The sequence below is a fragment of the Nonlabens dokdonensis genome, from assembly GCF_002162835.1.
GTDB classification, from domain to species: Bacteria; Bacteroidota; Bacteroidia; order Flavobacteriales; family Flavobacteriaceae; genus Nonlabens; species Nonlabens dokdonensis_B.
Genome location: NZ_MAAX01000113.1, coordinates 1 through 24,537, shown reverse-complemented (window position 1 = coordinate 24,537; position 24,537 = coordinate 1). Strand labels below are relative to the sequence as shown.

24 protein-coding genes are annotated in these 24,537 nt (G+C 34.4%); 9 read left to right on the top strand and 15 right to left on the bottom strand.

Annotated elements, in window-relative coordinates; all coding sequences use genetic code 11:
* Positions 1 to 13: 13 nt before the first annotated feature.
* Complete coding sequence (locus A9Q93_RS07485) at positions 14 to 1,222, bottom strand: RsmB/NOP family class I SAM-dependent RNA methyltransferase (protein WP_303686765.1); 1,209 nt, start codon at positions 1,220 to 1,222, stop codon at positions 14 to 16.
* 134 nt (positions 1,223 to 1,356) lie between these two features.
* Here A9Q93_RS07485 and A9Q93_RS07480 point away from each other — a divergent pair, with 134 nt between their 5' ends.
* Positions 1,357 to 2,427, top strand: a complete 1,071-nt coding sequence (locus tag A9Q93_RS07480) for an exo-alpha-sialidase (protein ID WP_303686764.1) — start codon at positions 1,357 to 1,359, stop codon at positions 2,425 to 2,427.
* Between the two features lie 323 nt (positions 2,428 to 2,750).
* Here the strand turns inward: A9Q93_RS07480 and A9Q93_RS07475 are convergent, their stop codons facing one another.
* From A9Q93_RS07475 to A9Q93_RS07425, 11 genes are all read right to left on the bottom strand, one after another.
* On the bottom strand, positions 2,751 to 4,946 hold the full coding sequence (locus A9Q93_RS07475; RefSeq protein ID WP_303686763.1) for a radical SAM protein: 2,196 nt from the start codon (positions 4,944 to 4,946) through the stop codon (positions 2,751 to 2,753).
* A gap of 58 nt (positions 4,947 to 5,004) precedes the next feature.
* Positions 5,005 to 5,955 (bottom strand): tRNA-dihydrouridine synthase, encoded by a 951-nt coding sequence (locus A9Q93_RS07470; RefSeq protein ID WP_303686762.1) that lies wholly within the window; start codon positions 5,953 to 5,955, stop codon positions 5,005 to 5,007.
* A 52-nt stretch (positions 5,956 to 6,007) separates the two neighbouring features.
* Entirely contained in the window at positions 6,008 to 6,379 is a 372-nt protein-coding gene (locus tag A9Q93_RS07465) for a hypothetical protein (RefSeq protein ID WP_303686761.1), read from the bottom strand.
* Between the two features lie 38 nt (positions 6,380 to 6,417).
* Positions 6,418 to 7,299: a substrate-binding domain-containing protein gene (locus tag A9Q93_RS07460; RefSeq protein WP_303686760.1), complete on the bottom strand. Its 882-nt coding sequence runs from the start codon at positions 7,297 to 7,299 to the stop codon at positions 6,418 to 6,420.
* A 156-nt stretch (positions 7,300 to 7,455) separates the two neighbouring features.
* Complete coding sequence (locus tag A9Q93_RS07455; RefSeq protein WP_303686759.1) at positions 7,456 to 8,166, bottom strand: hypothetical protein; 711 nt, start codon at positions 8,164 to 8,166, stop codon at positions 7,456 to 7,458.
* A gap of 479 nt (positions 8,167 to 8,645) precedes the next feature.
* Entirely contained in the window at positions 8,646 to 10,697 is a 2,052-nt protein-coding gene (ppk1, locus tag A9Q93_RS07450; protein ID WP_303686758.1) for a polyphosphate kinase 1, read from the bottom strand.
* A 190-nt stretch (positions 10,698 to 10,887) separates the two neighbouring features.
* Positions 10,888 to 11,754: a nucleoside phosphorylase gene (locus A9Q93_RS07445; RefSeq protein WP_303686757.1), complete on the bottom strand. Its 867-nt coding sequence runs from the start codon at positions 11,752 to 11,754 to the stop codon at positions 10,888 to 10,890.
* Between the two features lies 1 nt (position 11,755).
* Positions 11,756 to 12,154: a Rid family detoxifying hydrolase gene (locus tag A9Q93_RS07440; protein WP_303686756.1), complete on the bottom strand. Its 399-nt coding sequence runs from the start codon at positions 12,152 to 12,154 to the stop codon at positions 11,756 to 11,758.
* A gap of 106 nt (positions 12,155 to 12,260) precedes the next feature.
* On the bottom strand, positions 12,261 to 13,382 hold the full coding sequence (locus A9Q93_RS07435) for a peptidylprolyl isomerase (RefSeq protein WP_303686755.1): 1,122 nt from the start codon (positions 13,380 to 13,382) through the stop codon (positions 12,261 to 12,263).
* 32 nt (positions 13,383 to 13,414) lie between these two features.
* On the bottom strand, positions 13,415 to 13,975 hold the full coding sequence (gene gldI, locus A9Q93_RS07430; protein ID WP_303686754.1) for a gliding motility-associated peptidyl-prolyl isomerase GldI: 561 nt from the start codon (positions 13,973 to 13,975) through the stop codon (positions 13,415 to 13,417).
* Positions 13,959 to 14,984, bottom strand: coding sequence for a bifunctional oligoribonuclease/PAP phosphatase NrnA (locus A9Q93_RS07425; RefSeq protein ID WP_303686753.1), 1,026 nt, complete (start codon positions 14,982 to 14,984; stop codon positions 13,959 to 13,961). Before A9Q93_RS07425 ends, gldI begins: the two co-directional genes overlap by 17 nt.
* A 174-nt stretch (positions 14,985 to 15,158) precedes the next feature.
* Here A9Q93_RS07425 and A9Q93_RS07420 point away from each other — a divergent pair, with 174 nt between their 5' ends.
* Positions 15,159 to 15,578: a nucleoside-diphosphate kinase gene (locus A9Q93_RS07420; RefSeq protein ID WP_303686752.1), complete on the top strand. Its 420-nt coding sequence runs from the start codon at positions 15,159 to 15,161 to the stop codon at positions 15,576 to 15,578.
* A 178-nt stretch (positions 15,579 to 15,756) separates the two neighbouring features.
* On the opposite strand, the gene A9Q93_RS07415 is transcribed toward A9Q93_RS07420, so the two are convergent.
* Entirely contained in the window at positions 15,757 to 16,272 is a 516-nt protein-coding gene (locus tag A9Q93_RS07415; protein WP_303686751.1) for a DUF2892 domain-containing protein, read from the bottom strand.
* 335 nt (positions 16,273 to 16,607) lie between these two features.
* Between A9Q93_RS07415 and rpmH the strand changes: the two genes are divergently transcribed.
* The 4 genes from rpmH to A9Q93_RS07395 all read left to right on the top strand — a co-directional run bounded on the left by rpmH (position 16,608) and on the right by A9Q93_RS07395 (position 21,976).
* Positions 16,608 to 16,772 (top strand): 50S ribosomal protein L34, encoded by a 165-nt coding sequence (gene rpmH / locus A9Q93_RS07410; RefSeq protein ID WP_015363895.1) that lies wholly within the window; start codon positions 16,608 to 16,610, stop codon positions 16,770 to 16,772.
* 100 nt (positions 16,773 to 16,872) lie between these two features.
* Positions 16,873 to 19,725, top strand: a complete 2,853-nt coding sequence (gene carB, locus A9Q93_RS07405) for a carbamoyl-phosphate synthase large subunit (protein ID WP_303686750.1) — start codon at positions 16,873 to 16,875, stop codon at positions 19,723 to 19,725.
* Between the two features lie 240 nt (positions 19,726 to 19,965).
* The gene (locus A9Q93_RS07400) at positions 19,966 to 20,328 is read left to right on the top strand and encodes a hypothetical protein (protein WP_303686749.1); all 363 of its coding nucleotides are present in this window, start codon (positions 19,966 to 19,968) and stop codon (positions 20,326 to 20,328) included.
* Between the two features lie 124 nt (positions 20,329 to 20,452).
* The gene (locus A9Q93_RS07395; protein WP_303686748.1) at positions 20,453 to 21,976 is read left to right on the top strand and encodes a serine hydrolase; all 1,524 of its coding nucleotides are present in this window, start codon (positions 20,453 to 20,455) and stop codon (positions 21,974 to 21,976) included.
* Here the strand turns inward: A9Q93_RS07395 and A9Q93_RS07390 are convergent.
* Both A9Q93_RS07390 and A9Q93_RS07385 read right to left on the bottom strand, forming a co-directional pair.
* On the bottom strand, positions 21,973 to 22,533 hold the full coding sequence (locus A9Q93_RS07390; protein WP_303686747.1) for a YceI family protein: 561 nt from the start codon (positions 22,531 to 22,533) through the stop codon (positions 21,973 to 21,975). The two genes, A9Q93_RS07395 and A9Q93_RS07390, sit on opposite strands and share 4 nt — an antisense overlap.
* A gap of 5 nt (positions 22,534 to 22,538) precedes the next feature.
* Positions 22,539 to 22,895: a hypothetical protein gene (locus A9Q93_RS07385; RefSeq protein ID WP_303686746.1), complete on the bottom strand. Its 357-nt coding sequence runs from the start codon at positions 22,893 to 22,895 to the stop codon at positions 22,539 to 22,541.
* A gap of 73 nt (positions 22,896 to 22,968) precedes the next feature.
* On the opposite strand from A9Q93_RS07385, the gene A9Q93_RS07380 reads away from it, so the two are divergent.
* The 3 genes from A9Q93_RS07380 to A9Q93_RS07370 form a co-directional block, all read left to right on the top strand.
* Entirely contained in the window at positions 22,969 to 23,373 is a 405-nt protein-coding gene (locus A9Q93_RS07380) for a hypothetical protein (protein WP_303686745.1), read from the top strand.
* A 10-nt stretch (positions 23,374 to 23,383) separates the two neighbouring features.
* Positions 23,384 to 24,151, top strand: coding sequence for a choice-of-anchor V domain-containing protein (locus A9Q93_RS07375; RefSeq protein ID WP_303686744.1), 768 nt, complete (start codon positions 23,384 to 23,386; stop codon positions 24,149 to 24,151).
* 49 nt (positions 24,152 to 24,200) lie between these two features.
* On the top strand, positions 24,201 to 24,537 hold a 337-nt coding region (locus A9Q93_RS07370; RefSeq protein ID WP_303686743.1), incomplete at its 3' end, for a DUF5777 family beta-barrel protein.

Below are 24,537 nucleotides of genomic sequence, written 5' to 3'. Positions count from 1 at the left end.
AACGAGATGGTAGTTATTTTTTCTTCATTCTTGCCATAAAGAAACCATCAAAGCCATCTCTATGAGCATATAATGTTTGAGATTTTTCTAGCTCAAAATCAGTACCAGCTTCTGACTTTAAAAAGGTTTCTACTTGCATCTCATTTTCCGACGGAAATATGGAACAGGTAGCATAAACCATTCGGCCACCAGATTTTACAACCTTGCTATAAGATTGCAGGATCTCTTGTTGAGTTTCCTTAATATTTTCAATGAATTCTGGTTGCAATTTCCATTTTGCATCAGGATTACGTCTTAAAACACCTAATCCACTACATGGCGCGTCTATAAGGATAGCATCCATTTTATTATGGAGTTTTTTGATCACTTTTGTAGAGTCGATCAATCGCGTTTCTACATTATGAACTCCAGCACGACGCGTTCGTCTTTTCAATTCATTTAATTTACTTTGGTAAATATCAGTCGCAATAATTTGACCTTTATTTTCCATCATAGCGGCAAGATGTAATGCTTTACCACCAGCACCAGCACAAGCATCCATAATACGTTCTCCTGGTTTAGGCTCCAGATATGCAGCAATAAGTTGCGATCCAGCATCTTGAACTTCAAAAAAACCATCGGTAAACAACTTTGTACGGAAAACGTTTGCACGTTCATTTAAAATAAGGGCATCAGGAAAACGCTCGTGAGTCGTTGTTAGAATTTCTTCTGCAATTAGTTTTTCTTTTAAAGTGGCAACGTCTGTTTTTAAAGTATTTGCTCGTAGTACTACAGGAGCTTGTTCATTTAAAGCAGTAATCTCCTGCTCCCAAATGTTTCCTAATTCCTCAACACCCATTTCATCCAGCCAGTCTGGAATAGATTCTCGCATTTTACGATTGTTGCGTACTTCGTCCAGTCCACCTTTTATACGTCTTACTGGTGTGTTGAAATATTCTTCCCAGGCTGGTAAATCATGACCTTTTAGAACGATCCAGACACTAGTAAGTCTCCATAAATCTTGCTTATTAAAAGGTTCACTTACCTTAGCAATAGAAGCAAATAGTCTTTTATACCTTACAATATCATAAGTAGTTTCTGCAATAAAGCCTCTATCTCTAGAACCCCATCGAGTATCTCTTTTTAAAATCTTTTGAATAGCTTGATCGGCATACTTGCCGTCATTGAATATATTGTGCAATGCATCAACAGTTGCGAGCACTAAATTGTGGTGAAATCTCATTTTGCAAAAATACGTTTATTCCTATGGAACACATGAGAAGGAATATTTTTTTTCGGCATTTGTATTGGAATTCCGCTTTCGCGAAAGCGAGATCTCAACCATCCTATTTACATTTTCTGTCCTATTTTTACTGCATGAAGAAAATATTAATATTAGCTCTTATCATTTTGAGCGCAGCTTGTAAGGACAATCCTCAAACTTCTAAAATCAATGAAACTCAAAACGAGAGTAGAACTGACGTCACCATTAAAATGACGGAAGTTTTAACAGACTCAATAAGTATAAGAGCGCTAGACTATGGTGATGGCGACTACTGGTTTTCTGGTAATGATGGGCAATATGGAAGAATAGATGCAGCAACAGGAAAGACAGAAATGTCAAAGGTAACATTTGATGAAAACGAAAGCATCGAATACAGATCCATTGCTGTAACCGACCAATATACTTACATCTTAAGTGCTGGTAATCCTGCATTAGTATATAAAATTACCCATGCAAATAATGACGTAAAACTAGTTTATACTGAGGTAGAAGAGCGTGTTTTTTATGACAGTATGAAGTTCTGGAACGATCAAGAAGGAATTGCTTTTGGTGATCCTACAGAAGACTGCTTATCTGTAATTAAAACTTTTGATGGCGGAGAAAGCTGGGCAAAGTGCAAGTGTACTTATCTACCAGAATTTATTAAAGATGAGGCAGCATTTGCAGCAAGTAATTCTAATATTTCTATCTATGAGGATAATGTATGGCTTGCTACTGGTGGAGCTGCTGCGCGCATCCTACATAGTAAAGATCGTGGTTCTACCTGGGAAGAATATGCAACTCCTATGATAGCAGGTAGTGAAATGGCAGGAATATTTGCTATAGATTTTATAGACGAGAACCGTGGTGTGATGATAGGTGGTGACTGGAATAAGAAAAAAGATAATTTATATAATAAGGCTATCACTTATGATGGTGGAAAAAACTGGAAACTTATGAGTTCTGGTAGTGGTCCTGGGTATTGTAGTGATATCATATTTATTCCAGAAACAGATGGAAAAGAGTTACTGGCTGTAGGTTCTGAAGGAATATGGTGGAGTGGTGATCAAGGTAATATATGGAAAAAACTATCTAATGAAGGTTTTTATACAGTTAGAATGATTAATAAGAAAGAAGGTTTTCTAGCTGGTCGTAATATAGTCAGCAGCTTCTCTCTTGAATAAAGATTTTTAATTAAACATCGACGAAATGCATTTTAAAAGGTTTTACAAATACTTGATAATGTGTTATATAATGTTTAATTGAATATTTTATCGTTGAAACACCTAGTTTTTTAGTAATTGAGCAGGGCAATTCTAATATATTTGTAACGGTTTAAGTAAATAAGCAAATTAGTTTAAAGACAAGTTGTTTATTAAAATAAAGCGGTGGAGATCGCTTAGAAAGAGAGGAGGAGTCCTCTCTTTTTTTTTGCCTCAAATCTAATGTAGATTGAATCTATTACCTAAAGGAATGTAGTTACATAAAATTTTGTGTAACACGTTTTCTAAAGAACTAGAAACCCATTTGCTTTAAGTTCTTCCATAGGTTCTGAAAACCAGAAAGTATCAAACTGATCCCATCTTGATTCATAACTTTTCTTCATAACACCGTAGGTCATTACAGGACTGGCAGTAGGTGTAGATTGGTCTAATAGATCCATCAACCAGTCAGCTTTAGATGCTTCTAGCTCAATTTCAAACCAATCAGTTGGTTGGTGAAATTGAAGTTTTAAAGAGCTGATTTCTTTACCCTTTTTATGAATTGTAGAAGCAGCAACAAGTGGTGCATTACCCAACCATACCAATTTATGATTAGACTTAGGTGAACGATAAGCATCTTGATTTAAACAATCTTCTATATAATGAGGATCAATTTGACTTTGAGGAACTTTAAAATCAAACCAATCTTGTAAATCTAGCTCAAAACCTATTCCGTGCATATAATTGAATAAAGATTTCTTCAATCCATAACTAAACTGCTCGTGATCTACTCCAGTAGGATCATCAAACTGTACATCATTATTAGCAAATGATATAGGATTGAGCTGCGGAGTAATACCAAATTCCTCAGGATTCATACCTACAGGACTATGTGCTGTAAGCGCAAATTGATGCCAGAATCCACTTTGTATTATTCCTAATTCAAATAGTTGTCGCACCATTTCCAGACTGTCCACAGTTTCTTGAACCGTTTGAGTAGGATAACCGTACATTAAGTAAGCGTGTACCATGATACCAGACTCAGTTAAGTTTCTGGTGACTTGGGCTACTTGAGCAACGGTAACTCCTTTATCAATTAATTTCAACAATCGATCTGACGCTACTTCTAGTCCACCAGAAACGGCTATACAACCACTCGCTTTTAGTAAGTGACATAAATCTTGAGTAAAGTTCTTTTCAAACCTGATATTGGTCCACCAGGTGACGGATAGTTTTCTTTTTAAAATCTCTAGTGCTACAGCGCGCATTAATGCTGGTGGCGCTGCCTCATCTACAAAGTGAAAACCACTCTCTCCAGTTTGAGCAATCAACTGCTCCATGCGATCTACTAATATTTCAGCAGCCACTGGTTCATAAAGTTTGATATAATCTAGTGAGACATCGCAAAAAGTACATTTTCCCCAATAGCAGCCATGAGCCATAGTCAGTTTATTCCAGCGTCCATCGCTCCATAAACTATGCATAGGATTTGCAATTTCTATGACAGATATATACTCATCCAGTAGTAAATCACTATAATCTGGTGTGCCAACTTTACTTTGTTTGTAATCGCTAGCCGTGCAGTTGTTTTTATAAACCACCTTATTGTTTTCTAAAATAAAGGTGCGTTTAAAAACACGTTGTTTTTCACAATTTAAAACATCATTTACTATTAACTCTAACGGCAATTCTCCATCATCGAGTGCGATGTAATCTATGAATTCAAACACGCGCACATCAGTAACAGAGCGCAATTCGGTATTAGCAAATCCACCACCGAAAGCTATTTTGATATGTGGATAATGCTTTTTAATATATTGACCACATCTCAGAGAACTGTATAGATTTCCAGGAAATGGTACAGATAAACAAACCAGTTTTGGTTGTACTTCTTGAATTCTTTTTTCTAGAATATCTAAAGTGATTTGATCAATAGGAGTGAGGTCACTCTCGAGATGTTCATATAACTCGTCAAAGCTATTGGCACTCATTCCTAAACGTTCTGCATAACGGCTGAAACCAAAATTTTCATCCACACATTCTTTGATGAAGTCTGATAGGTCTTCTAAATATAAAGTAGCGAGATGCTTAGCTTTATCCTGCATTCCCATATTCCCAAAAGCCCATTCCATATCATCTAACTGCTCAAATCGAGACGCTCTAGGTAAATAATTATGAGAACAAATTTGCCGTGCAAGCGTTTCATTTTTACCTTGTAAAAATGAAATTACAGGTTCTAGAACTTGTAAATACTGATCTTGTAAGGCATAAATACGCTGGCTGTTTTGAGATGTAATGCTATGATTATCAAATGCTTTTTCAAACATTAATTCCATACCATCTTTTGAAAATAAAGCAAGAATTACTTCTATACCTAAATCCATCTGGAATGCACTGACATCTTTGGTATTCAAGAAACCTTTGATATAAGCCGTCGCTGGATACGGTGTATTCAGTTGGGTAAACGGTGGTGTTATAAGCAGTAGATCTCTTTGTTCCATAAAGCAGGTTACAAAAGTAGGTTTTTATGGTTTCGCTTTCGCGAAAGCGTGAAACAAACTATCTATTTACCGTTTTTAAATTATCATTCACAGCCTGATTATAAGCTTTAGGATTATTAGCTTTTTTAATCGCCTTAAAAGCTTTTTGCGGATTAGGAAATGTCTGCGACCAGTATTCCCAGAATCCTTGCATTTTCATTTTTATAGGTGTAGGACCTTGTAGAAAAGCATCATACTCTTGATAAATAGTATCGTGAAATTTACGGAAGATTTCCCAGCGATTCTCTGGATAAATCTCTGTGTCTGCCTTAATCATGCTAGGCAAGAAAGGATCTGCGATGAGTCCACGACCTATCATCCAATGATCTATTAGTGGAAATTGTTCCTGCATTTTTCTAAAACCGGCAACCGTAGTGATGTCCCCATTATAATAAAGCTTGGTTTTAGAAGTATCCAGACAACGCTGGAAAGATTCTAAATCTACGCCACCTTTGTACAATTGCTTACCTATGCGCGCATGAATGGCTATACTTTTAATAGGATATTTTTCTAGGATAGGTAAAGTACCTAGAATTTCTGTAGGCTCTAAATAACCCATTCTCATTTTCATAGAAACGATCACATCTGTTTCTGCATGAACTTGATCGAGAATGGCATCTATTTTAGATGGTTCACAAATCAAACCGCTTCCCATACCTTTTTTAGTCACCATAGGATAGGGGCAACCTAGATTCCAATTGAGTTCTTTGTAACCTAAAGATCTGATATACTTTACGGCGGTAATAAACTCGTCGGCGCTATTAGTCATCACTTGCGGTATCAATTCTGGAACACGATTGTTCTCGAGTTGTAAATCACGTTGGTACTTAGCGCTTATTTCTGGCTTGTTATTGAATCTTATGTAAGGTGCATAGAACGTATCTATTCCTCCAAAATATTTATTAAACGCATTTCTAAAACGGAATTCTGTAAAGCCTTGTAGCGGCGATGATAATAAGGTAAAAGACATGTACTTGTATTACAACAACAATAATTAAAATGACTAGCTAGTACTTAAATATTTAATAATACTTAATTCTTTGGTTACTTCTCGTTTTTATTTTCACGTATCTATAAATCATAGTAACCGAAGCTATAAGATTCAAAACCCAGATGGTAATACCTATAATGATGAATCTTTGAGCCTCGCTATTGAATTCGGTAAAGTCATTAAATTCTGAAAATAATGCTGCTAGAAAAAACAAGTTCCCAAAAAAGGCTATGCCACCTAATAGTAATCCACTTGTTTTATTTTTAAATACGATTTGCAGTACCAAAACTGCAATAAAAATTAAACTTAAATAGTGAACATAAAATGGAGGTGTGAAACCAGCCAGAAATAATATAATAATGAAATAATATTCAGGCAGTTTAAATAAAATTTTTTTAATCATGAATGCTGTTAAAAAACTAATGAGGTCTAGAGAAGAGATTATTCTTCCTCATCAAATTTAGATAAATCATAGATTAAATCTTTTAATGCAACTTTTCTTTCTATAATTCCTACAGCTGTAAATTCTTCTAGTATAGTATCTACAGTGCTTTCCCATAGCTGGTCATCACTAAATTCTGTGCGTAATAACCATTGCTGTACATCACCTACTTGAAGATCATAGTGTGAGGCAATAGTTTTATCGATGCTAGGGATGTATTTAAAGTCTGCTGTGTAGGTATTGATTATATACAGCATTTTAGAAAGTGCTTCTTCTTTTTCTTTTATGCATTGCTCAGTAGCAGCGATAACAAAACTAGGCCACGGCGTCGCAATAGTTTCTAATCTTTTGAATATACCTTGATCTACAATGGGTTGTGTCATGTAACGCTCCCATAAAAAGAGTTGAGCTTTGTTTGCGCTTAGCGCTTCTACAGCACCGTCTAATGTGTTAATTAATTCAAACTCAATTTCGTCTGTATCCCAACCATGTTTTTTGGCAAGTAAGTAACTCATTAAATGTGAACCACTACCGTAACGACTTATCGCTATCTTACCATCTTCAAGTTGTTCTGTACGATCTGCTTCGATACTGCCTGGTGCATGTACTCCCCAAAGTAGAGGAGAAGAGACGTATACCTGTAAAATCTTAGATTTATTTCCAGCAACTATATCTTTTACTATACCATCAGTAAGGATGCAAGCCACGTCAAGTTTTTCTTCTCGTAGCAATTTGCTCATTCTACCAGTACCTTCTGGAATATCTTCCCAGATTAGATCTATTCCCGCTTTCGCGAAAGCGTTATCCTCAATAGCCAAATGCCATGGTAAATTGAAGTGTTCAGGGACGCCACCTATTTTTATGGTTGTCTTTTTATCCATTGCCACAAAGATAGTACAGATGTGGTAGCTTAGTACTTATCGTTAACATTTTAAAAAGAGTATTTTATTTTCACAGCCTTGCAGCACATTTCATTTAATGGACACATCGAGCTGTCTTTTGAAGTAATCAAATTAAATAAGTTTAAGATTTTAAAACTATCCCACTTTCTTGATCTTTAAGTAACATGAGTTAGGTACTAAGTTAATACCTAAACCCAATCCAGAAGTGATTTGGAAATCAATATAATCAGTATCATCATTAATTACTACAATAGCCCTTTGTGGAGTACTTGTAGAAATGCCTATACCAAGTACACTTATTACTGAAGAGTTACCAGGTATGGATCCAGCGTATACAGTACCGTTTAATCTCATATTCCACTCTATGAAAACACCAGTACTTGATTTAAAGCTGGACTCTACTTCATAAACGCCTACTGGAAGCTGCAGTTGATGACTGCTATTCATAGATGCACCTGGTATGTCATTATATAGCATCGACGGGAAATTGAAAATACTTCCTAAAAGGTTAAGACTAGAACCTGTTTCTGTGGCTAATATCATGTTTACATTAGTCAATAATCTACACCAGCGAGAATTGCTCTGATTCCAAAAATAGTAACCAGGTAGGTTGTTGCCATCTGCTGTGGTTAGATAAAGTAAGATGCTATCGCTAACAGCAGCAGGATTAGTATCGGGAAACTTATCAACTCTAGGTATTAAAATACCATCAACATTTGATGGGTTTGCAGAGTTAGACGCTTCTATTTCTAATGTAGCATTAGGTGTTTGTGTGTTAATACCTACTTGACCTTGACAAATCAATGTCACACTTACAAACAAAATTTTGATAATCGAATTTCTCATAGCTAAAACCTTTTAATTTAAACATGATTTGACAAGTAGATGGTTCTACTTTTTTCACTTTTAAATTAGTTTTATGAGTAGGGGATTCTCAACTTATACTAATTGTTCAATTAAGATATGTATAATGGCTATAAAATCTGAGTATATAATTCTTAAAATTTTGTATTATGTTTCATTAAATATGTTTAAAATCAATAAAAGCTAAACAAAATTGAGTCTTTGGATTACAGATATTTTAAAGATATAGCTTAAAATAATTAGTTTAAAAAACTGTTTTCCAATCTATTATAATTAAAATTTAGATGTATTTAGTATTTATAATTCAATTATTAATTATTTAAAAAAATCTTTCAAAAGATGAAAATAATTTAAGCATAAACAAAACGGTTGTTAAAATTTGCTGCATTTCGTCGGTTAACAATTGTTAATTGACTGAATTACAATTCTTAACAAAAGTTAAACGGTTCTATAAATAACGATTATTTATGTTTTTTAAGAAGATAATCATAGATCTCAGATTGGGATCTTATGATGGTTTTATCAGGAGACCTTTTTACCACAGGATTGTTTTCTTCAGGTGTATGAATTCTAGCCTTAACATTGTCGCTTAGCTGAATGTCTAATATATCATCGAGCTCTTTGAAAATGTCTTGATCATAAATAGGTGCAAGTACCTCTATTCTGCGATCTAGATTTCTACTCATCCAGTCTGCGCTTCCCATGTACATTACTGGATTTCCTTCATTATGGAATTTGTAAATTCTACCATGTTCTAAAAATCTATCAACAATAGATGTAATTTTGATATTCTCACTTAAGCCTTCTAATTGCGGTATTAGGCATGAGAAACCTCTTACTATTAATCTGATTTTTACTCCAGCTTCACTAGCTTGATAGAGAAGCTTGATAATTCCAGGATCTTCAAGCTGATTCATTTTTGCGGTTATAAATCCGCCTTTGCCATTTTTAGCCAGATCCATTTCTCTTCTTATAAGACTTTCTATGGTACTTCTTGTTGTAAATGGACTTATCAATAAGTGGCTTGCTCTAGGAATAATAAGTTCACCTTGAAGAACCTTAAAGGTCCTTAAAAGATCCTTAGTAATCTTCTTATGAGCGGTAAACAGTCCGTGATCACAATATATCTTTGAGGTTTTGGCATTAAAATTACCAGTTCCTATGTAAGCATATCTTTTTAGTTTTCCTTTTTCTCTTCTCAGTACTAATAGAACCTTGCTATGCACTTTAATTCTAGGATAACTATAAATAACTCTTGCCCCATGTTCTTCAAAAATACGTCCCCATTTAATGTTGTTCTCTTCGTCAAATCTTGCTTTTGCCTCAACAAAAACGGTTACTTTTTTACCATTTTTTAAAGCTCTTAATAGTGCGTCAGTAAGGGCAGACTCATCTGCAACTCTGTATAAGGATATTTTAATTTCTTCTACATCATTATCTTTAGAAGCTTGATCAATAAATTTTTGAACATAGTCAAAAGACATAAAAGGAAAATGAACAAGCTGGTCTTTGCTAGCTATTAAATCAAAATATGAACCTGTGTTTTCTAACTCTTTATGCTTAATTGTTTGCAGTGCTGGAGCATGTAATTTAGGGTTATTTGTAGGGTCAGGAAAACCAAAAAAGTCATCAAAATTGTGATAAGTGCCACCAGCCACCATGTCTATTTTTCCTAAACCTAGACTTTTTCTCAGGTTTTTTCTAACTTTTTTAGGCATTCTATTATCATATAATAGACGTGTCGCTTGACCTTCTTCACGTTGCGATAGAGATTCATGTATCAAATCTGCAAGGGTACCTTCTAGCTCCTGATCTAGGTACAGCTCTGCATCACGAGATAATTTAATCTCATAACAATCAGTAATCACCTTATTTGGGAAAAGGTCATTGAGATGCAGCTTTACTATATCATCAAGAAAAGCAATGTTATTGTTATTGTCACTATCTGTAAGCTCTATAAACCTTTTGTGATCGTGAGAAGGTATATTTACAATCCCATAAACTTTCTCGTCGTTAAAAGTAACTAGGTAATATAAATGCTGGTTTTCTAAGAAAATCTCACTGCTTTTAGAAGCTTCTACCAGTTCTACAGTAATGTCATTTTTGATAAACTCATTGTAATAATTTAGAGACTGATGTTTAAAACGTTGTGAGAGTGCTTCAAAGTTTAATAAGTGGATGTTATTTTTCTTGAGCTCTGGAATGATCTGGTCAAAGAAAATAGCACCTAATTCTTCTTGTTGGATCGCTACTTTGGCGAGTAATTGTTTTACAAATTTAGAAGGTCTTAAAGCTAGCTTTTTTCTTATACTTTTATCCACGCGTTTGAGCTGGCGCAGTTGTGATACTCTAACCCTAAAATACTCATCTAAATTTGATGAAAAAATGGCAATAAATTTCAAACGCTCATAGAGTGGATTGCTCTCATCTGCAGCTTCTTGTAGCACGCGATCATTAAAGCTTAACCAGTTGATATCACGATGCTGTAATGGGTATTTACCTATTTTATTCATAAATTGAAATTAAATATACTTTAAAGGTTGTACAGATAAAGAGAAGTTAAAAAATCATTATCATTTCTATAAAATACATGCAAACTTTATCTATCTCAACTTCTACTTGCAGCAGCATCAGTGTATTAAAATAGACAGCTAGACTGAGTGTACTTAATACACAGCTCTCTAATAAATTTTTCAATAATTATCAAGCTACGATACGATCAAGTGTAAACTTGATTAATTTTTCTACAATGTCGTTGGGTTTTTCTGAAAATTCACCGGTTACTCTATTTGCCAAAATAGCATTAAGTGAAATTGCTCGATGTCCTAAAAGTGATGACATGGCATAAATCCCAGCGGTTTCCATCTCAAGATTAGTGATTTTACTTCCCTCAAAGTTAAAATCACTTATTTGCATATTCAAGTTTTTTTCTGAAGGCTCTAATCTTATTTTACGACTTTGGGGCCCATAAAAACCTACGTTAGTGATCGTATTACCATTTTGCATTTCTATGGTTTGGAATTTTTTTGCAAGATCTTTGTTGCAAGATACTACATAGGGTGCAGCATGTAATTGCGATCTATTGATTTGTTGAGAAACCGCTTTCGCGAAAGCGAGATCACCACCATCATTTTCGTACCAATGAAATAAACTGTCAAAACCTATACCTCGTTGAGATAATAAAAAACTATCCACAGGAATGTCGCTTTGCACCGCGCCACTAGTCCCTACTCGTATAATGTCTAGTGATGTATGTGTATTTTTTACTTCTCTGGTATTAAAGTCTACATTTACTAACGCATCTAACTCGTTAAATACAATATCAATATTATCAGTACCTATTCCAGTAGAAATTACACTGATACGTTTATTTTTATAAACCCCAGTATGTGTATGAAATTCTCTTTTTCCTACTTTACATTCTACAATATCAAAGTACTTAGAAACCTCTTTTACTCGTTCAGGATCACCTACTGTAATAACTGTCTGGGCTAACTGATTAGGTTTTAAATTGAGGTGGTATATACTACCATCTGGATTGATAATTAACTCAGAATTTGCTATGGCCATATTACAACTCTAATTTTGCGATGAGAGAAATTTCTACGTTTACATACTTAGGTAGGTTTGCCACTTCTACCGTTTCTCGTGCAGGAGCAGTAGATTCATTAAAATAGCTTCCATAAACTTCGTTAACCGTAGCAAAATTACCCATATCACTTAAAAAAATAGTTGTTTTAAGAACATGCTCAAAAGTCATTCCTACCTGACTCAATAAGCTATTTAAATGTTGCATTACTAGATGCGTCTCTTCTATAAGGTTGTTTATCTTTAATTCTCCAGATTTTGGGTCTATAGCAATCTGACCACTAGTATATAACGTGGCTTCATAATTATTTTTATAAAAAACAGCCTGATTGTATGGACCTATAGGTTGCGGTGCGAGATCTGTATAAATTATGGTTTTCATGAGGATAATTTAAGTTAGGAAGTTTCAATTTTAAAAAGAGTCTAATTTAAAATTAAAAAAGTGTGCCACAAACTGCAGCACACTTTAAATATATTAAAAAAGTAGATTATTGTTTTTTACTCAATTGCATCTCAAATACAAGATCAGTGTTAGGAGGAATTACTCCACCTGCACCACGCTCGCCATAGGCTAGACCTGATGGTATAAATGCTACAATTTCATCACCATATTCCATGCTTAACATAGCATCTTTAAAGCCTTGTACCATTCCTACTTCAGGACTGTATTTTAATGGTAGTGGTTTGTAAGCATTCATTTGTTGTTTTCTCAAGTTTACATTATCAAATTGCTGTGCTACATCAAGAACTGAAGTGTCAAATAATTTACCATCTTCAAAGTAGCCGCTGTAATCTAAAAGAACTTGTGAATCTATTTCAGGAGTACCATTTGTACCTTTCTTTTTTACATAAACCATTACCTCGCTGTTGGGTAATTTAACAGCTTTGGCTTTGTATTCCATAAGTTCCTTAGACTTGTTTTCAGTAACCTCTGCTACTTTTCTAGCCTTTTCTTCTTTTTTAAGTTTTGATGCTTCTTGACCGTCTAGAAAAGTTTGAACAGCATCCCATTTTCTTGCTTCTTTACCTTTTCTGATGATAGATATCTTTTTCATTATCATAGAATCGACAGGACGTTGTCCATTCACCTTTGTAAGAGCGATAGAGTCTATTACTTCAAGACCTTTTACCACTTTTCCAAAAACATTGTAACGCATGTCCAGACCTGCATTAGGTTTATGCATGATAAAAAACTGGCTTCCATTTGTATCAGGTCCTCCATTTGCAGTTGATAGAACACCTTTTGCGTCGTGTTTTAAGGTATCATTTACTTCCTGATCATATTTATAACCTACATCACCAGAACCTGTACCAGTTATGTCACCACCTTGTATCATAAAATCTTTCATTACCCTATGAAAAATCAAACCATCATAAAAAGGCTTACCTTTTAAAGAGTCGTGAACTAATGGATGCTTACCTTCAGCTAACGCAACGAAGTTTGCACTCGTGATAGGAGCAGCCTCGTAATATAATTCTGCAAACATGGTACCTTTATTGGTCTCAATTTCTGCATAGATTCCATCTGCTACATCTGGGTATTTATCCTCACATGAAGATGCCATTAAAAGAAGGGATAGAATGGCTAGTAGTCCGTTAATTTTTTTCATTTTTTTATTTAATTTATTTTGGATAATTAAGTTTAGTTGTCCTCTATGTTTATTCCTATAAGTTTTACTCGGCTTTTGAATGGTGTGTTTGCACCTATTCTATTATTATCACCGTAATAACCATAAGCTGCATAAGATGGGAAATAAATATACATTTCTTCTCCGGCTTTCATAAGTTTTAAAGCGGCTCGCATTCCTTTGAAAATCCCATATTCTTGATCCAAACTTTTTGTTATCGGTGATAGTTCTTTCTTAGAATAAATAGTATCTCCACTTAAAGCAATGACGTTATACTCAAAGGTTACTCGATCTCCAAATTTCGGAAAATCTCCATTAAGTGAATCTCTAGATATAAAAGAGTAGTAGAAGCCATCTGCACTTCGTTGATACACTCGGGCAGTATCTGTTTTATTAATAATGTTTTCAATGAAATCTTCTTCTGCAGCATATCTTTTCTTGTTATCTTCAATCGATTGCTCAATGGTAGAACTAGAAGAATTAGTGATAGGTTTTCTAGGTTCTACTTTATTAGAACAACTTGATATTAAAATTGATAATAAAACAAAGAATATCGTTTTAAATATCCACTGCATGGAGCTCATTTTCATAAGTAGGCAAGATACTAATTAATTTATTCACTGTGTCCTCCATAGAGAGGCCAGATTTTCCACCGGCAGCGTTTTGATGACCGCCGCCTTCCCAGTTTTCACGGGCCATTTTGTTAACGTCAAAATCTCCTTTTGATCTCAAAGATGTTTTTATAATGAATTCACTAGCTTTTTCTATAAATATTTGAGCAAATACAATTCCATCTAGGCTTAACGCATAATTTACAAAACCTTCGGTATCACCTTTTCTAAAATTATTATCGTCTAACTCTTTTTGAGAAAGAGTGATGTAAGCTGTTCGGTATTTCTCCAGAATGACTAAATTACTCAAAGCAACACCTAACAGTTTCATTCTAGAAGGTGTATTTACATCATAAATCTTCCTATTAATATCTTCGCTATTTGCTCCTTTGTCTACAAGATGTGCTGCAACTCGTAGTGTAGTAGAGGTAGTAGATTTGTACTTGAAACTTCCTGTATCAGTTAATATACCGGTATACATAGCTGTGGCCATAGCAGGAGTTATTCTATCGGTGTCCTCCATCATTTCAATAAAATGATAAATCATTTCACAAGTTGAGCTCATGGACGTATCGCTATACATATAATTAGCAAAATCGTCTGGTTGTTGATGATGATCTATCATAACAAATGTTCCTTTTAGCTCACCTAAAATTTGCTCCATAGATCCTGTTCTATGAAAAGCATTATGATCAAGGTTGAAGATAAAATCTGCTTCTTGTAACAATTTATCAGCTACCGATTGATCTTGTTCATAATTAATAAAGAGCTCGCTATACTCCATCCATTTAAGAAATAACGGAAAGTCATTGGGGCTTACCATATTTACTTGATGTCCTAACTGAATTAGGTAACCATAAAGTGCAGTTACCGATCCAACAGCGTCACCATCTGGATTTTTATGAGGAATGATTACAATATTTTTATGAGCAGAAAGCTCTTCCTTAAGTTGTAAAATTTTGTCTTTGTTCATAGAAGAGCAAAAGTAGTTATTTACCATTATAAGAATAAGGAGATGGTTAAGAGATTTTTGTAATCTTAATTTTAGTTATTCATGATTCATTCATAACAAAAAGAAGGTACTTCAGGATTGTAAATGTCACAAATGCCTTATTTTTGCAGCGCATTTTAAAAAAGATATACAAAAATGGCAACTAATAGAACATTCACAATGATTAAGCCTGATGGCGTTGAAGACGGTCACACAGGTGCTATACTTGAAAAAATTACAGCTAGCGGTTTTAGAATCGTAGCTCTTAAAAAAACACAAATGACTGTTGCAGATGCTCAGGAATTTTATGCAGTTCATAGTGAACGTCCATTTTTTGGTGAATTGGTAGAATTTATGACTAGAGGTCCTATTGTTGCTGCTGTTTTAGAAAAAGAAAATGCTGTTGCAGACTTCCGTACTCTTATAGGTGCTACTAATCCTGATGATGCTGCTGAAGGTACAATAAGAAAGATGTATGCAAAAAGCATGGGTGAAAATGCTATTCACGGTAGTGATAGTGATGAGAATGCAGCAATTGAAAGCGCATTTCATTTCTCAGGTCGTGAGATGTTTTAAATAAATTTATAAATTTTCAAATAGCTGTAACGCTATTGGGAATTTTTACTTAGAAAAAAAGCCTAATGATCTAATCATTAGGCTTTTTTTATACTAGACGTTATATAATTAATTAAAAAGCCCGAGCATGAGCTCGAGCTTTTAAATGAAATGGAGTAGTAGTATTGCTTATAGATTTTTAAATCTTCTTCATTTGTTGTTTCATCATTTTAATTTGATCGGTAAGCATACCATGTTTATCCAGTTTTTTTGCTTCCGTTAGAAGCATAGTAGCTTCTCGTTTACGTCTTTTCATCATAGATATTCCTGCAAGATTTAGCTTTGCAACTGCTAGATCTTGATCCATAGAAAGTCCTAAGGAAATCGCCTTTTTAAAGTATTTCTCTGCTTTAGTCATGTTTTCTTGAGAAATCATTAGTCCATGTAGGTAGTTATAATAACCTTGTTGTTTTTGAACTAAAGCCGTTTCTGGATTTGAAATTTTATCCAGCCATTTTTTAGCACCAGGAAAATCTTGTTTTCTTAACTTCCAGAATGCAAGGAGAATTAACTCATTTTTGAAATATAAAAATATAAAAATACCAGAAAAAAGAAGTAAGAAAATGCCCGTCATGATCTCATTTCTAGTAAATTGGTATATTGCGTAGGCTACAATTAAAGCAGTTATTACTAATTTGATATTTTTGTTAAACATTATAAGGTCATTTTTAAAGTTTGCAAAGATAAGTATTTAGTAGGTTTTTGGTTTGAGTCATTGGTATAGTTTTAGATAATGCAATAGTTGAAATTTACTGAATTAAGGTAAAAGGTAGTAACAAATCGCAGCATTCTTATTATAGTAAGTGAACGATATTATTAGAAGTACAATTGATTGATTGTTCTATCTTTTGAAATACTTTGTATAATGAAGCCAAAATAATTTTAAAAATTTTTTAATTAGCTATTGCAGGTAAAATAAGAACTGTTATATTTGCAGCCGATTAAAAATTAAGGTTTCAACCTTTTTATATTTAGAACAGATTTCAAGCTATGGCACAGAAAAGAACATATCAACCGAGTAAAAGAAAAAGAAGAAACAAGCACGGTTTCAGAGAGCGTATGGCTTCTGTAAGCGGTCGTAAAGTACTTGCACGTCGTAGAGCAAAAGGACGTAAGAAATTATCTGTTTCTACTGAAAGAAGACACAAACGATAATGTTCAATTATTGTTAATATATAAGGCGTTAATTCTTAGAATTGACGCCTTTTTTTATACCCAAAAATACGATATTTAAGCTCCTGAAAAACAACCCATAATGCCAAAAAGAAAAGACCTCAAAAGCATATTATTAATAGGTAGTGGACCTATCATAATAGGTCAAGCATGTGAATTTGATTATGCTGGCTCTCAATCTTTACGCTCGCTACGAGAAGAAGGGATAGAAACGATTTTAATTAATTCTAACCCAGCAACCATCATGACTGACCCAAGCATGGCAGATCATGTTTATTTATTACCACTTACCACAAATTCTTTAAAGAAAATACTATCAGATCATCCTCAGATAGATGCTGTTTTACCTACTATGGGTGGACAGACAGCATTAAACTTATGTATTGAAGCTCAGGAAAAGGGAATTTGGCAAGATCATAATGTAGACCTTATAGGAGTAGATATAGATGCAATTAATATTACTGAGGATAGAGAGAAATTCAGAGAATTAATGGGTAAGATAGGAGTAGGAATGGCTCCTCAAGCTACTGCTACTTCGTTCTTAAAGGGTAAAGAAATTGCTCAGGAATTTGGTTTCCCGTTATGTATTCGTTCTTCATTTACGTTAGGTGGTGCTGGAGCAGCCATTGTTCATAAAGAAGAAGAGTATGATGAATTATTAACACGTGGTCTTGAAGCATCTCCTATTCATGAAGTTATGATAGACAAGGCCTTATTAGGTTGGAAAGAGTATGAGTTAGAATTACTACGAGATAAAAACGATAATGTTGTAATCATTTGTACTATAGAAAATATGGATCCTATGGGGATTCATACAGGAGACTCTATCACAGTTGCTCCTGCCATGACTTTATCAGACCGTACATTTCAGAAGATGCGCGATATGGCAATTCATATGATGCGTAGTATAGGAGAGTTTGAAGGTGGATGTAATGTACAATTTGCAGTAAGCCCTGATGAAAAAGAAGAAATTATTGCAATTGAGATCAATCCTCGTGTATCACGTTCTTCAGCTTTAGCAAGTAAAGCAACCGGTTACCCAATTGCAAAAATAGCTACTAAATTAGCTCTAGGTTACTCCCTAGATGAGTTGAATAACCAAATCACCGGTAACACTTCGGCATTATTTGAGCCTACTCTAGACTACGTGATCGTAAAAATTCCGAGATGGAATTTTGATAAATTTGAAGGATCTGACCGTACGCTTGGGCTTCAAATGAAAGCAGTAGGAGAGGTGATGGGAATAGGTCGTTCTTTTCAAGAAGCGTTGCACAAAGCAACTCAATCTTTAGAAATAAAACGCAACGGTCTAGGAGCAGATGGTAAAGGATATACAGACTATAACCAAGTAATTGAAAAGCTTACTAACGCAAGCTGGGATCGTGTTTTTGCGTTGTATGACGCGGTGGCGATGGGAATTTCTTTAAATCGCATTCACGATATCACAAAAATTGACATGTGGTATTTAAAGCAATTTGAAGAACTCTTCTTGCTAGAAAAAGAAATAGAGAAGTATGAAGTAGGCACGCTTTCGCGAAAGCTACTACTAGAAGCTAAACAAAAAGGATTTGCAGATCGTCAAATCGCGCATATGCTAGGTTGCCTAGAGTCAGAAGTGTACAACTTACGTGAAGAGATGAAAGTGAACAGAGTTTATAAACTCGTTGACACTTGTGCTGCAGAGTTTACAGCAAACACACCTTATTATTATTCTACTTTTGAAGCTGATATTGAAACAGCAGACGGGAAACGCTACGTTCAAAATGAAAGTATCGTTACCGATAAAAAGAAAATAATTGTTTTAGGCTCTGGCCCTAACCGTATAGGTCAAGGAATTGAATTTGATTATTGTTGTGTGCATGGTGTTTATGCGGCGCAAGAATGTGGTTATGAAACTATAATGATCAACTGTAATCCTGAAACAGTATCTACAGATTTTGATACGGCAGATAAGTTATACTTTGAGCCAGTTTTCTGGGAACATATTTACGACATAATACGTCATGAAAAGCCGGAAGGTGTCATTGTGCAATTAGGTGGACAGACGGCTTTAAAGCTTGCTGAAAAACTTGATCGCTACGGAATAAAAATCATGGGAACCAGCTACAGAGCACTCGATCTAGCAGAAGATAGAGGAGAGTTCTCTAGAATGTTACAAGAAAATAACATTCCTTATCCAGAATTTGCAACTGCAACTACACCTGCTGAAGCTTTACAAGTAGCAGAAAAACTAGACTTTCCTATTCTAGTAAGACCATCCTATGTATTAGGTGGGCAAGGAATGAAGATCGTCATTAATAAAGATGAGTTAGAAGAGCATGTAGTAGATATTTTGAGAAAAATACCTAATAATGTATTACTTCTAGATCATTATCTTGATGGAGCAATAGAAGCAGAGGCTGATGCTATTTGTGACGGTGAGAATGTTTATATCATAGGTATAATGGAGCACATAGAACCATGTGGTGTTCACTCCGGAGATTCAAATGCGCTGCTACCACCATTTACCTTAGGAGATCTGGTGATGCAACAAATTAAGGATCACACTAAGAAGATTGCTCTTGCATTAGAAACAGTAGGATTGATCAATATACAATTTGCTGTAAAAGATGATAAGGTTTATATCATAGAAGCAAATCCACGTGCGTCGCGTACGGTTCCCTTTATCGCAAAAGCTTATGGTGAACCTTATGTGAACTACGCTACAAAAATTATGCTAGGTCATAATAAAGTAACAGACTTTGACTTTAACCCTAAGTTAGACGGCTATGCCATCAAGCAACCGGTATTTTCATTTAACAAATTTCCTAACGTAGATAAACGTTTAGGACCAGAAATGAAATCTACCGGAGAAAGTATCTTATTTATCGATAGTTTAAAAGACGATGCTTTTTACGATTTGTATTCGAGACGTAGGATGTATTTGAGCAAGTAAAGTTCAAACGGACATATCATTATATTGAACCCTTGGGAATCTATATTCTTAAGGGTTTTTTTTGGACGTTGTGTTTCGCTTGCGTAAATGGTTATTTGTTTTTATCAGTTCAAGTAAAACGACAATTAAATACTGACTTACTAAGTGTACTATTTACATAGCTTACTTTAAGGAGAGAAGTATTTTCTTAATGTTTTTTTAAGTTTATTGAAAATCAAGTAATCGTATTTATTTTTAAGTATGAAAAATGAGAAAAAAGATAAGATACTTCTTCATGCTAGAAATCTACAATGGTTGATTATTATTTATACTGTTATTTTTTTGAGTAGATTTCTTTTGAGTTTTGGATTCCCAGAATTTTACGAGCAACACATTGGAGATAATTTTCCTGTCTTATATATTACTGCTTTAGGTTTACCTATAACTGGATATGCGATATGGTATGTTTTAAATGTAGCACCGTTGAGAGAAGGTTCTAAAACAAGTAAAGTTTTAGGGTTACTTTTTTTTGGTATTATAGGAATGTGGATGACATTCCCGCTATTAAACAAGGTAAAAGATCAATTAGAAAGAAAAAATTCAAGAGTAAGTATTGGTTGGTAATTCCTTCTACTGAACCACCGCAATCTTTTTGTAGAACTGGAAAATGTTTAGGTGGCTATAATTTTTTTATTCTCGCTTTCGCGAAAGCGTAACAACTCCTATCTTCATACCATAAATTAAACTTATGAAAAAAGTTCTATTTCTATCTGCATTATTCATTTCTACGGCTTTATTTGCTCAAAAGGTAGATTATAAAAAATTAGATAAATACATCTCCCAAACGCAACAAGACTGGAATATTCCAGGATTAAGTGTTGCTATAGTTAAAGATGGGGAAATTGTTTTTGAGCGTGGTTATGGTAAGATGAATATAAACGATAGTCGCAAACCTGATGAGCACACTCTTTATGCCATTGCCAGTAATACAAAAGCTTTTACAGCAGCTATCATTGCACAACTAGTAGAAGAAGGAAAAATTGATTGGAAAGATAAAGTTCAAGATTATTTACCCTACTTTGAAGTTTATGATCCAGCCATAAGCAGGATGGTGACCATTGAAGATTTATTGAGTCACAACGTAGGATTAGGAACTTTTTCTGGCGATGCGATATGGTATAAAAGCGAGTTGACTACAGAAGAAATAGTGAAACGTATCAAATTTGTTCCTCAAGCATATGAATTTAGAGATGGTTATGGATATTCTAATCTCATGTTTATAACTGCTGGAGATCTTATTGAAAAGGTCACTGGTAAAAGTTTTAAAGCAAATGTCACAGAGCGTTTTTTAAAACCACTTGAAATGGATCGTACCGTAGTAAGTGTAAACGATTATGGTTCAAATACAAATGTTGCCACGCCTCACGGAATGAAAGATGGTAAAAATTATGCAGTGCCACACGTAGCTTGGGATAATGTACAATCTACAGGCGGAATTATTTCTAGTGTTCATGATATGAGTAAATGGATGATTTTTAATATGAATCATGGCGTTACTTCACAAAACGATACATTATTTAATACAAATAGTCGCAATAGAATGTGGAATATCAATAACTCTTTTGGAACAAAAAAAGTAAATCGTAACAGTGCTGGTATGCATTATTCAGGATATGGGTTAGGATGGTTTATAGGAGATTATCATGGGCACTATAGAGTAAGACATGGTGGTGGTTATGATGGAATGATTTCTACGGTACAAATGCTACCTGATGAAGAACTAGGTGTTGTGGTACTGACTAATGGTGTCAAAGCGCCTACTAATGCTATTGCATATTATATATTTGATCGGTTTTTAGGTAGGGATCAAAAGGACTGGAGTAAAGAAATGCTAGAAGGTTATGACACCTGGAAAGCGAGCGACACAAGAATAGCAGATTTAAAAGCGAAACAAGTTAAAGGCACGCAGTCTATTCTAAAAACAAGTGAGATTGTAGGAACTTACCACGCAGATATCTATGGCAATTTTGAAGTGGTAGAAAAAGAAGGGAAGCTTCACTTAGAATGGGAGCACAGTCCTTTACTTAATAGTACTTTAAAACATTTTAATTACGACGCTTATGAAATCGTATGGGATTATCCACAAGTATGGTTTAGTTTTGGGACTGTAAAATTTGAAAAAGATGCGTATAATAATGTCACAGGAATTTCCTTTGATGTTCCTAATGATGATTTTTTCATGGAAGAATTAAATGCAAAAAAAGTAGACTAATAATCTTTAAATAGCTCTGCTTTTACATCAATTAACACCTCTTGAGCAATTTTTTCTGAAACAACTTTTGGGATTACAATGTTATAATCTTGTGGTTTAATTTTAAAATTGGAGGTAATTTGTATACTCTTACCAGTTCTATTAACATTAACTGGAATAGAAATATTTTGAGTCACACCATGTAATTGTAGAGTCCCGTTTAATGTGTAGGTTTTTGTAATATTATCTGTTATAGCGGTAGCCTTAAATCCTGATAACGTACCTTTTATTACAGCCTTGGGGTATTCGTCACTTTCTAAGTAATTTTCATTAAAATGTTCTTGCATTAACGCAATAGGAAAACGAAAACCATTTACCAGCGCAAGTGCTGCTATATTTCCGGAGTTAACGTCTAGGACTATTGTCGTACTTTTATTTACAGCTTCTATAGGTTCAAAAGTATCTACAGATGCTTTAAATGCTACAGTTCCAGTACGAGTTTGAAATCTTTCAGTAAAGGTATTTGAACTATTAGATAGTAATAGAACGGTCAGGAAGGAAAGTAATATAGTTTTCATAAGTTTTAGTTTTCTAGGTAGCCGTCCATTTGCCATTGTATGATAAGGTCTATGCTATTTTGAGGTAGTTGATTACCTTGAGGCATTAACAAAGGATCACCAGGACTTCTCGTTATACGGTCTATTACATTTCCATTTTCTGTCGCATCTCTAAATTGACTATAAGTGCTATAGCTGTTATTTCCAGACGCATTGTTATCATTATGACAGGATAAACACTGACTATCTACTATAGTAAATATGTCTGCATTATAAGTTACAGGACCTAAAACGGGAGTGTTATCGACGAGGTCTTCAGGGCTTGTTTCACTGCAGGAAATGAGTAAAGCTGTTGTAAATAAAAGTGATATAATCTTTTTCATGAAGCAATATAATTCATAAATATCAACAACACTGTGATATTTATAGTTTAAATTTACTCATACTTTGCTTTAAATGAAGAAAATAATAGTTTTTTTAATAGTCCTTTTTATAATTATTGCTATCGCTGGCTATTTTTATTTATATCAAGACCATAGAGATGTAAGCACCACAGATGCTGTGAATTCTTTTAAATCTAGTAATCTAGTTGAAATCTTTCAAGATGCAGATCAAGAAAATGATAAACTGATTTCAGATCAAGTTATTTTAGTCTCTGGTATAGCTACACGTAGTTCATCTGGTTCTGTTACTCTAGATAATAAAATATTTATAGAACTGGACTCTAAAAACTATAAGACTTCCAATTACGTAATTAATAAAAACCAATCTTACACAATCAAAGGTCGTTGCCTAGGTTACGACGATTTATTAGATGAAGTTAAAATTGATCAAGCAGTTATAATTACAGATAATCCCTAAACAAAATAAAATGAAAAAAAATTACTCTTATTACAGTATACTCACAGCAATACCGGTGGCTTTATTTGTACTAGTTGCTTTTACTAGTGGACAGCCTGGTCAGTTTTCTGGATCTCCAGGAGATGGCGGTTCTACTTGTACAAACTGTCATGCTCCCGGCGCAAATCATGGCGGTACTCCAGTACTTACAAATGTTCCTACGGCCTATGCTGCTGGACAAACGTATAATTTAAACTTGGCTATAAATGGTTCTTCTGTATCTAAATTTGGTTTTAATATCACAGCAGAAACTTCTGGTGGTACTAAAGTAGGTAGCTGGACAGCAGGTACGGGAACACGTTTGAGATCTGATAGTAACGGATTAACTCATAACAGCTCAGGTAGCGCTAGCAATAACTGGAACCTTTCTTGGACTGCTCCTGCATCAGACTTAGGTGATGTAACGTTTTACTATGCTACAATTCAAGCCAATAGTGCTAATGGTAATGGAGGAGATCAAATGGTCTCTGGTCAGTCTAATGCAATTTTGACAAACGAAGAAGCTATAGTCAGTTCTTTTAAATTATTTCCTACGCACGCCATAAGTGATATAAATATTGAGCTAGCAAATGCTGATAATGGTGAATTACTTATTTACAATATGAACGGTCAGCCGGTATTACAAAGTAATCTAGATAGACGTAATCAAATTGATGTATCTGCGCTTTCTACTGGAATATATATAAGCCAAGTGCTTGTGGATGATAAAATATCTACACAAAAATTTATTAAGAAATAAAGTATTAATTTTATCGGGAGCCGCTTTAATAGGCGGCTTTTTAATTATTATGAAGTATTTAATCACCACAATTATTGCGCTGTTCGCTACTTATGCGACAGCTCAAGATGACTTATTAGAAGGCATTGAAATTGAAGAAAATAAAGAGGTAACATCTACCTGGAAATCCTTGAAAGTAGTCAATTTTGAAACCACAAAACTAGTCGCTCCTAAAGAATTACAGGTTGTAATTTCACACCGCTTCGGTAGTGTTGAGAATGGAATAGATGATCTCTTCGGTCTGGACAACGCAGTAACTAGATTTCAATTTGTATATGGTTTAACAGACTGGATGCATATAGAAGCAAGCCGTAGTGGTTTTAATAAAACCTATCAATTAGCGACTA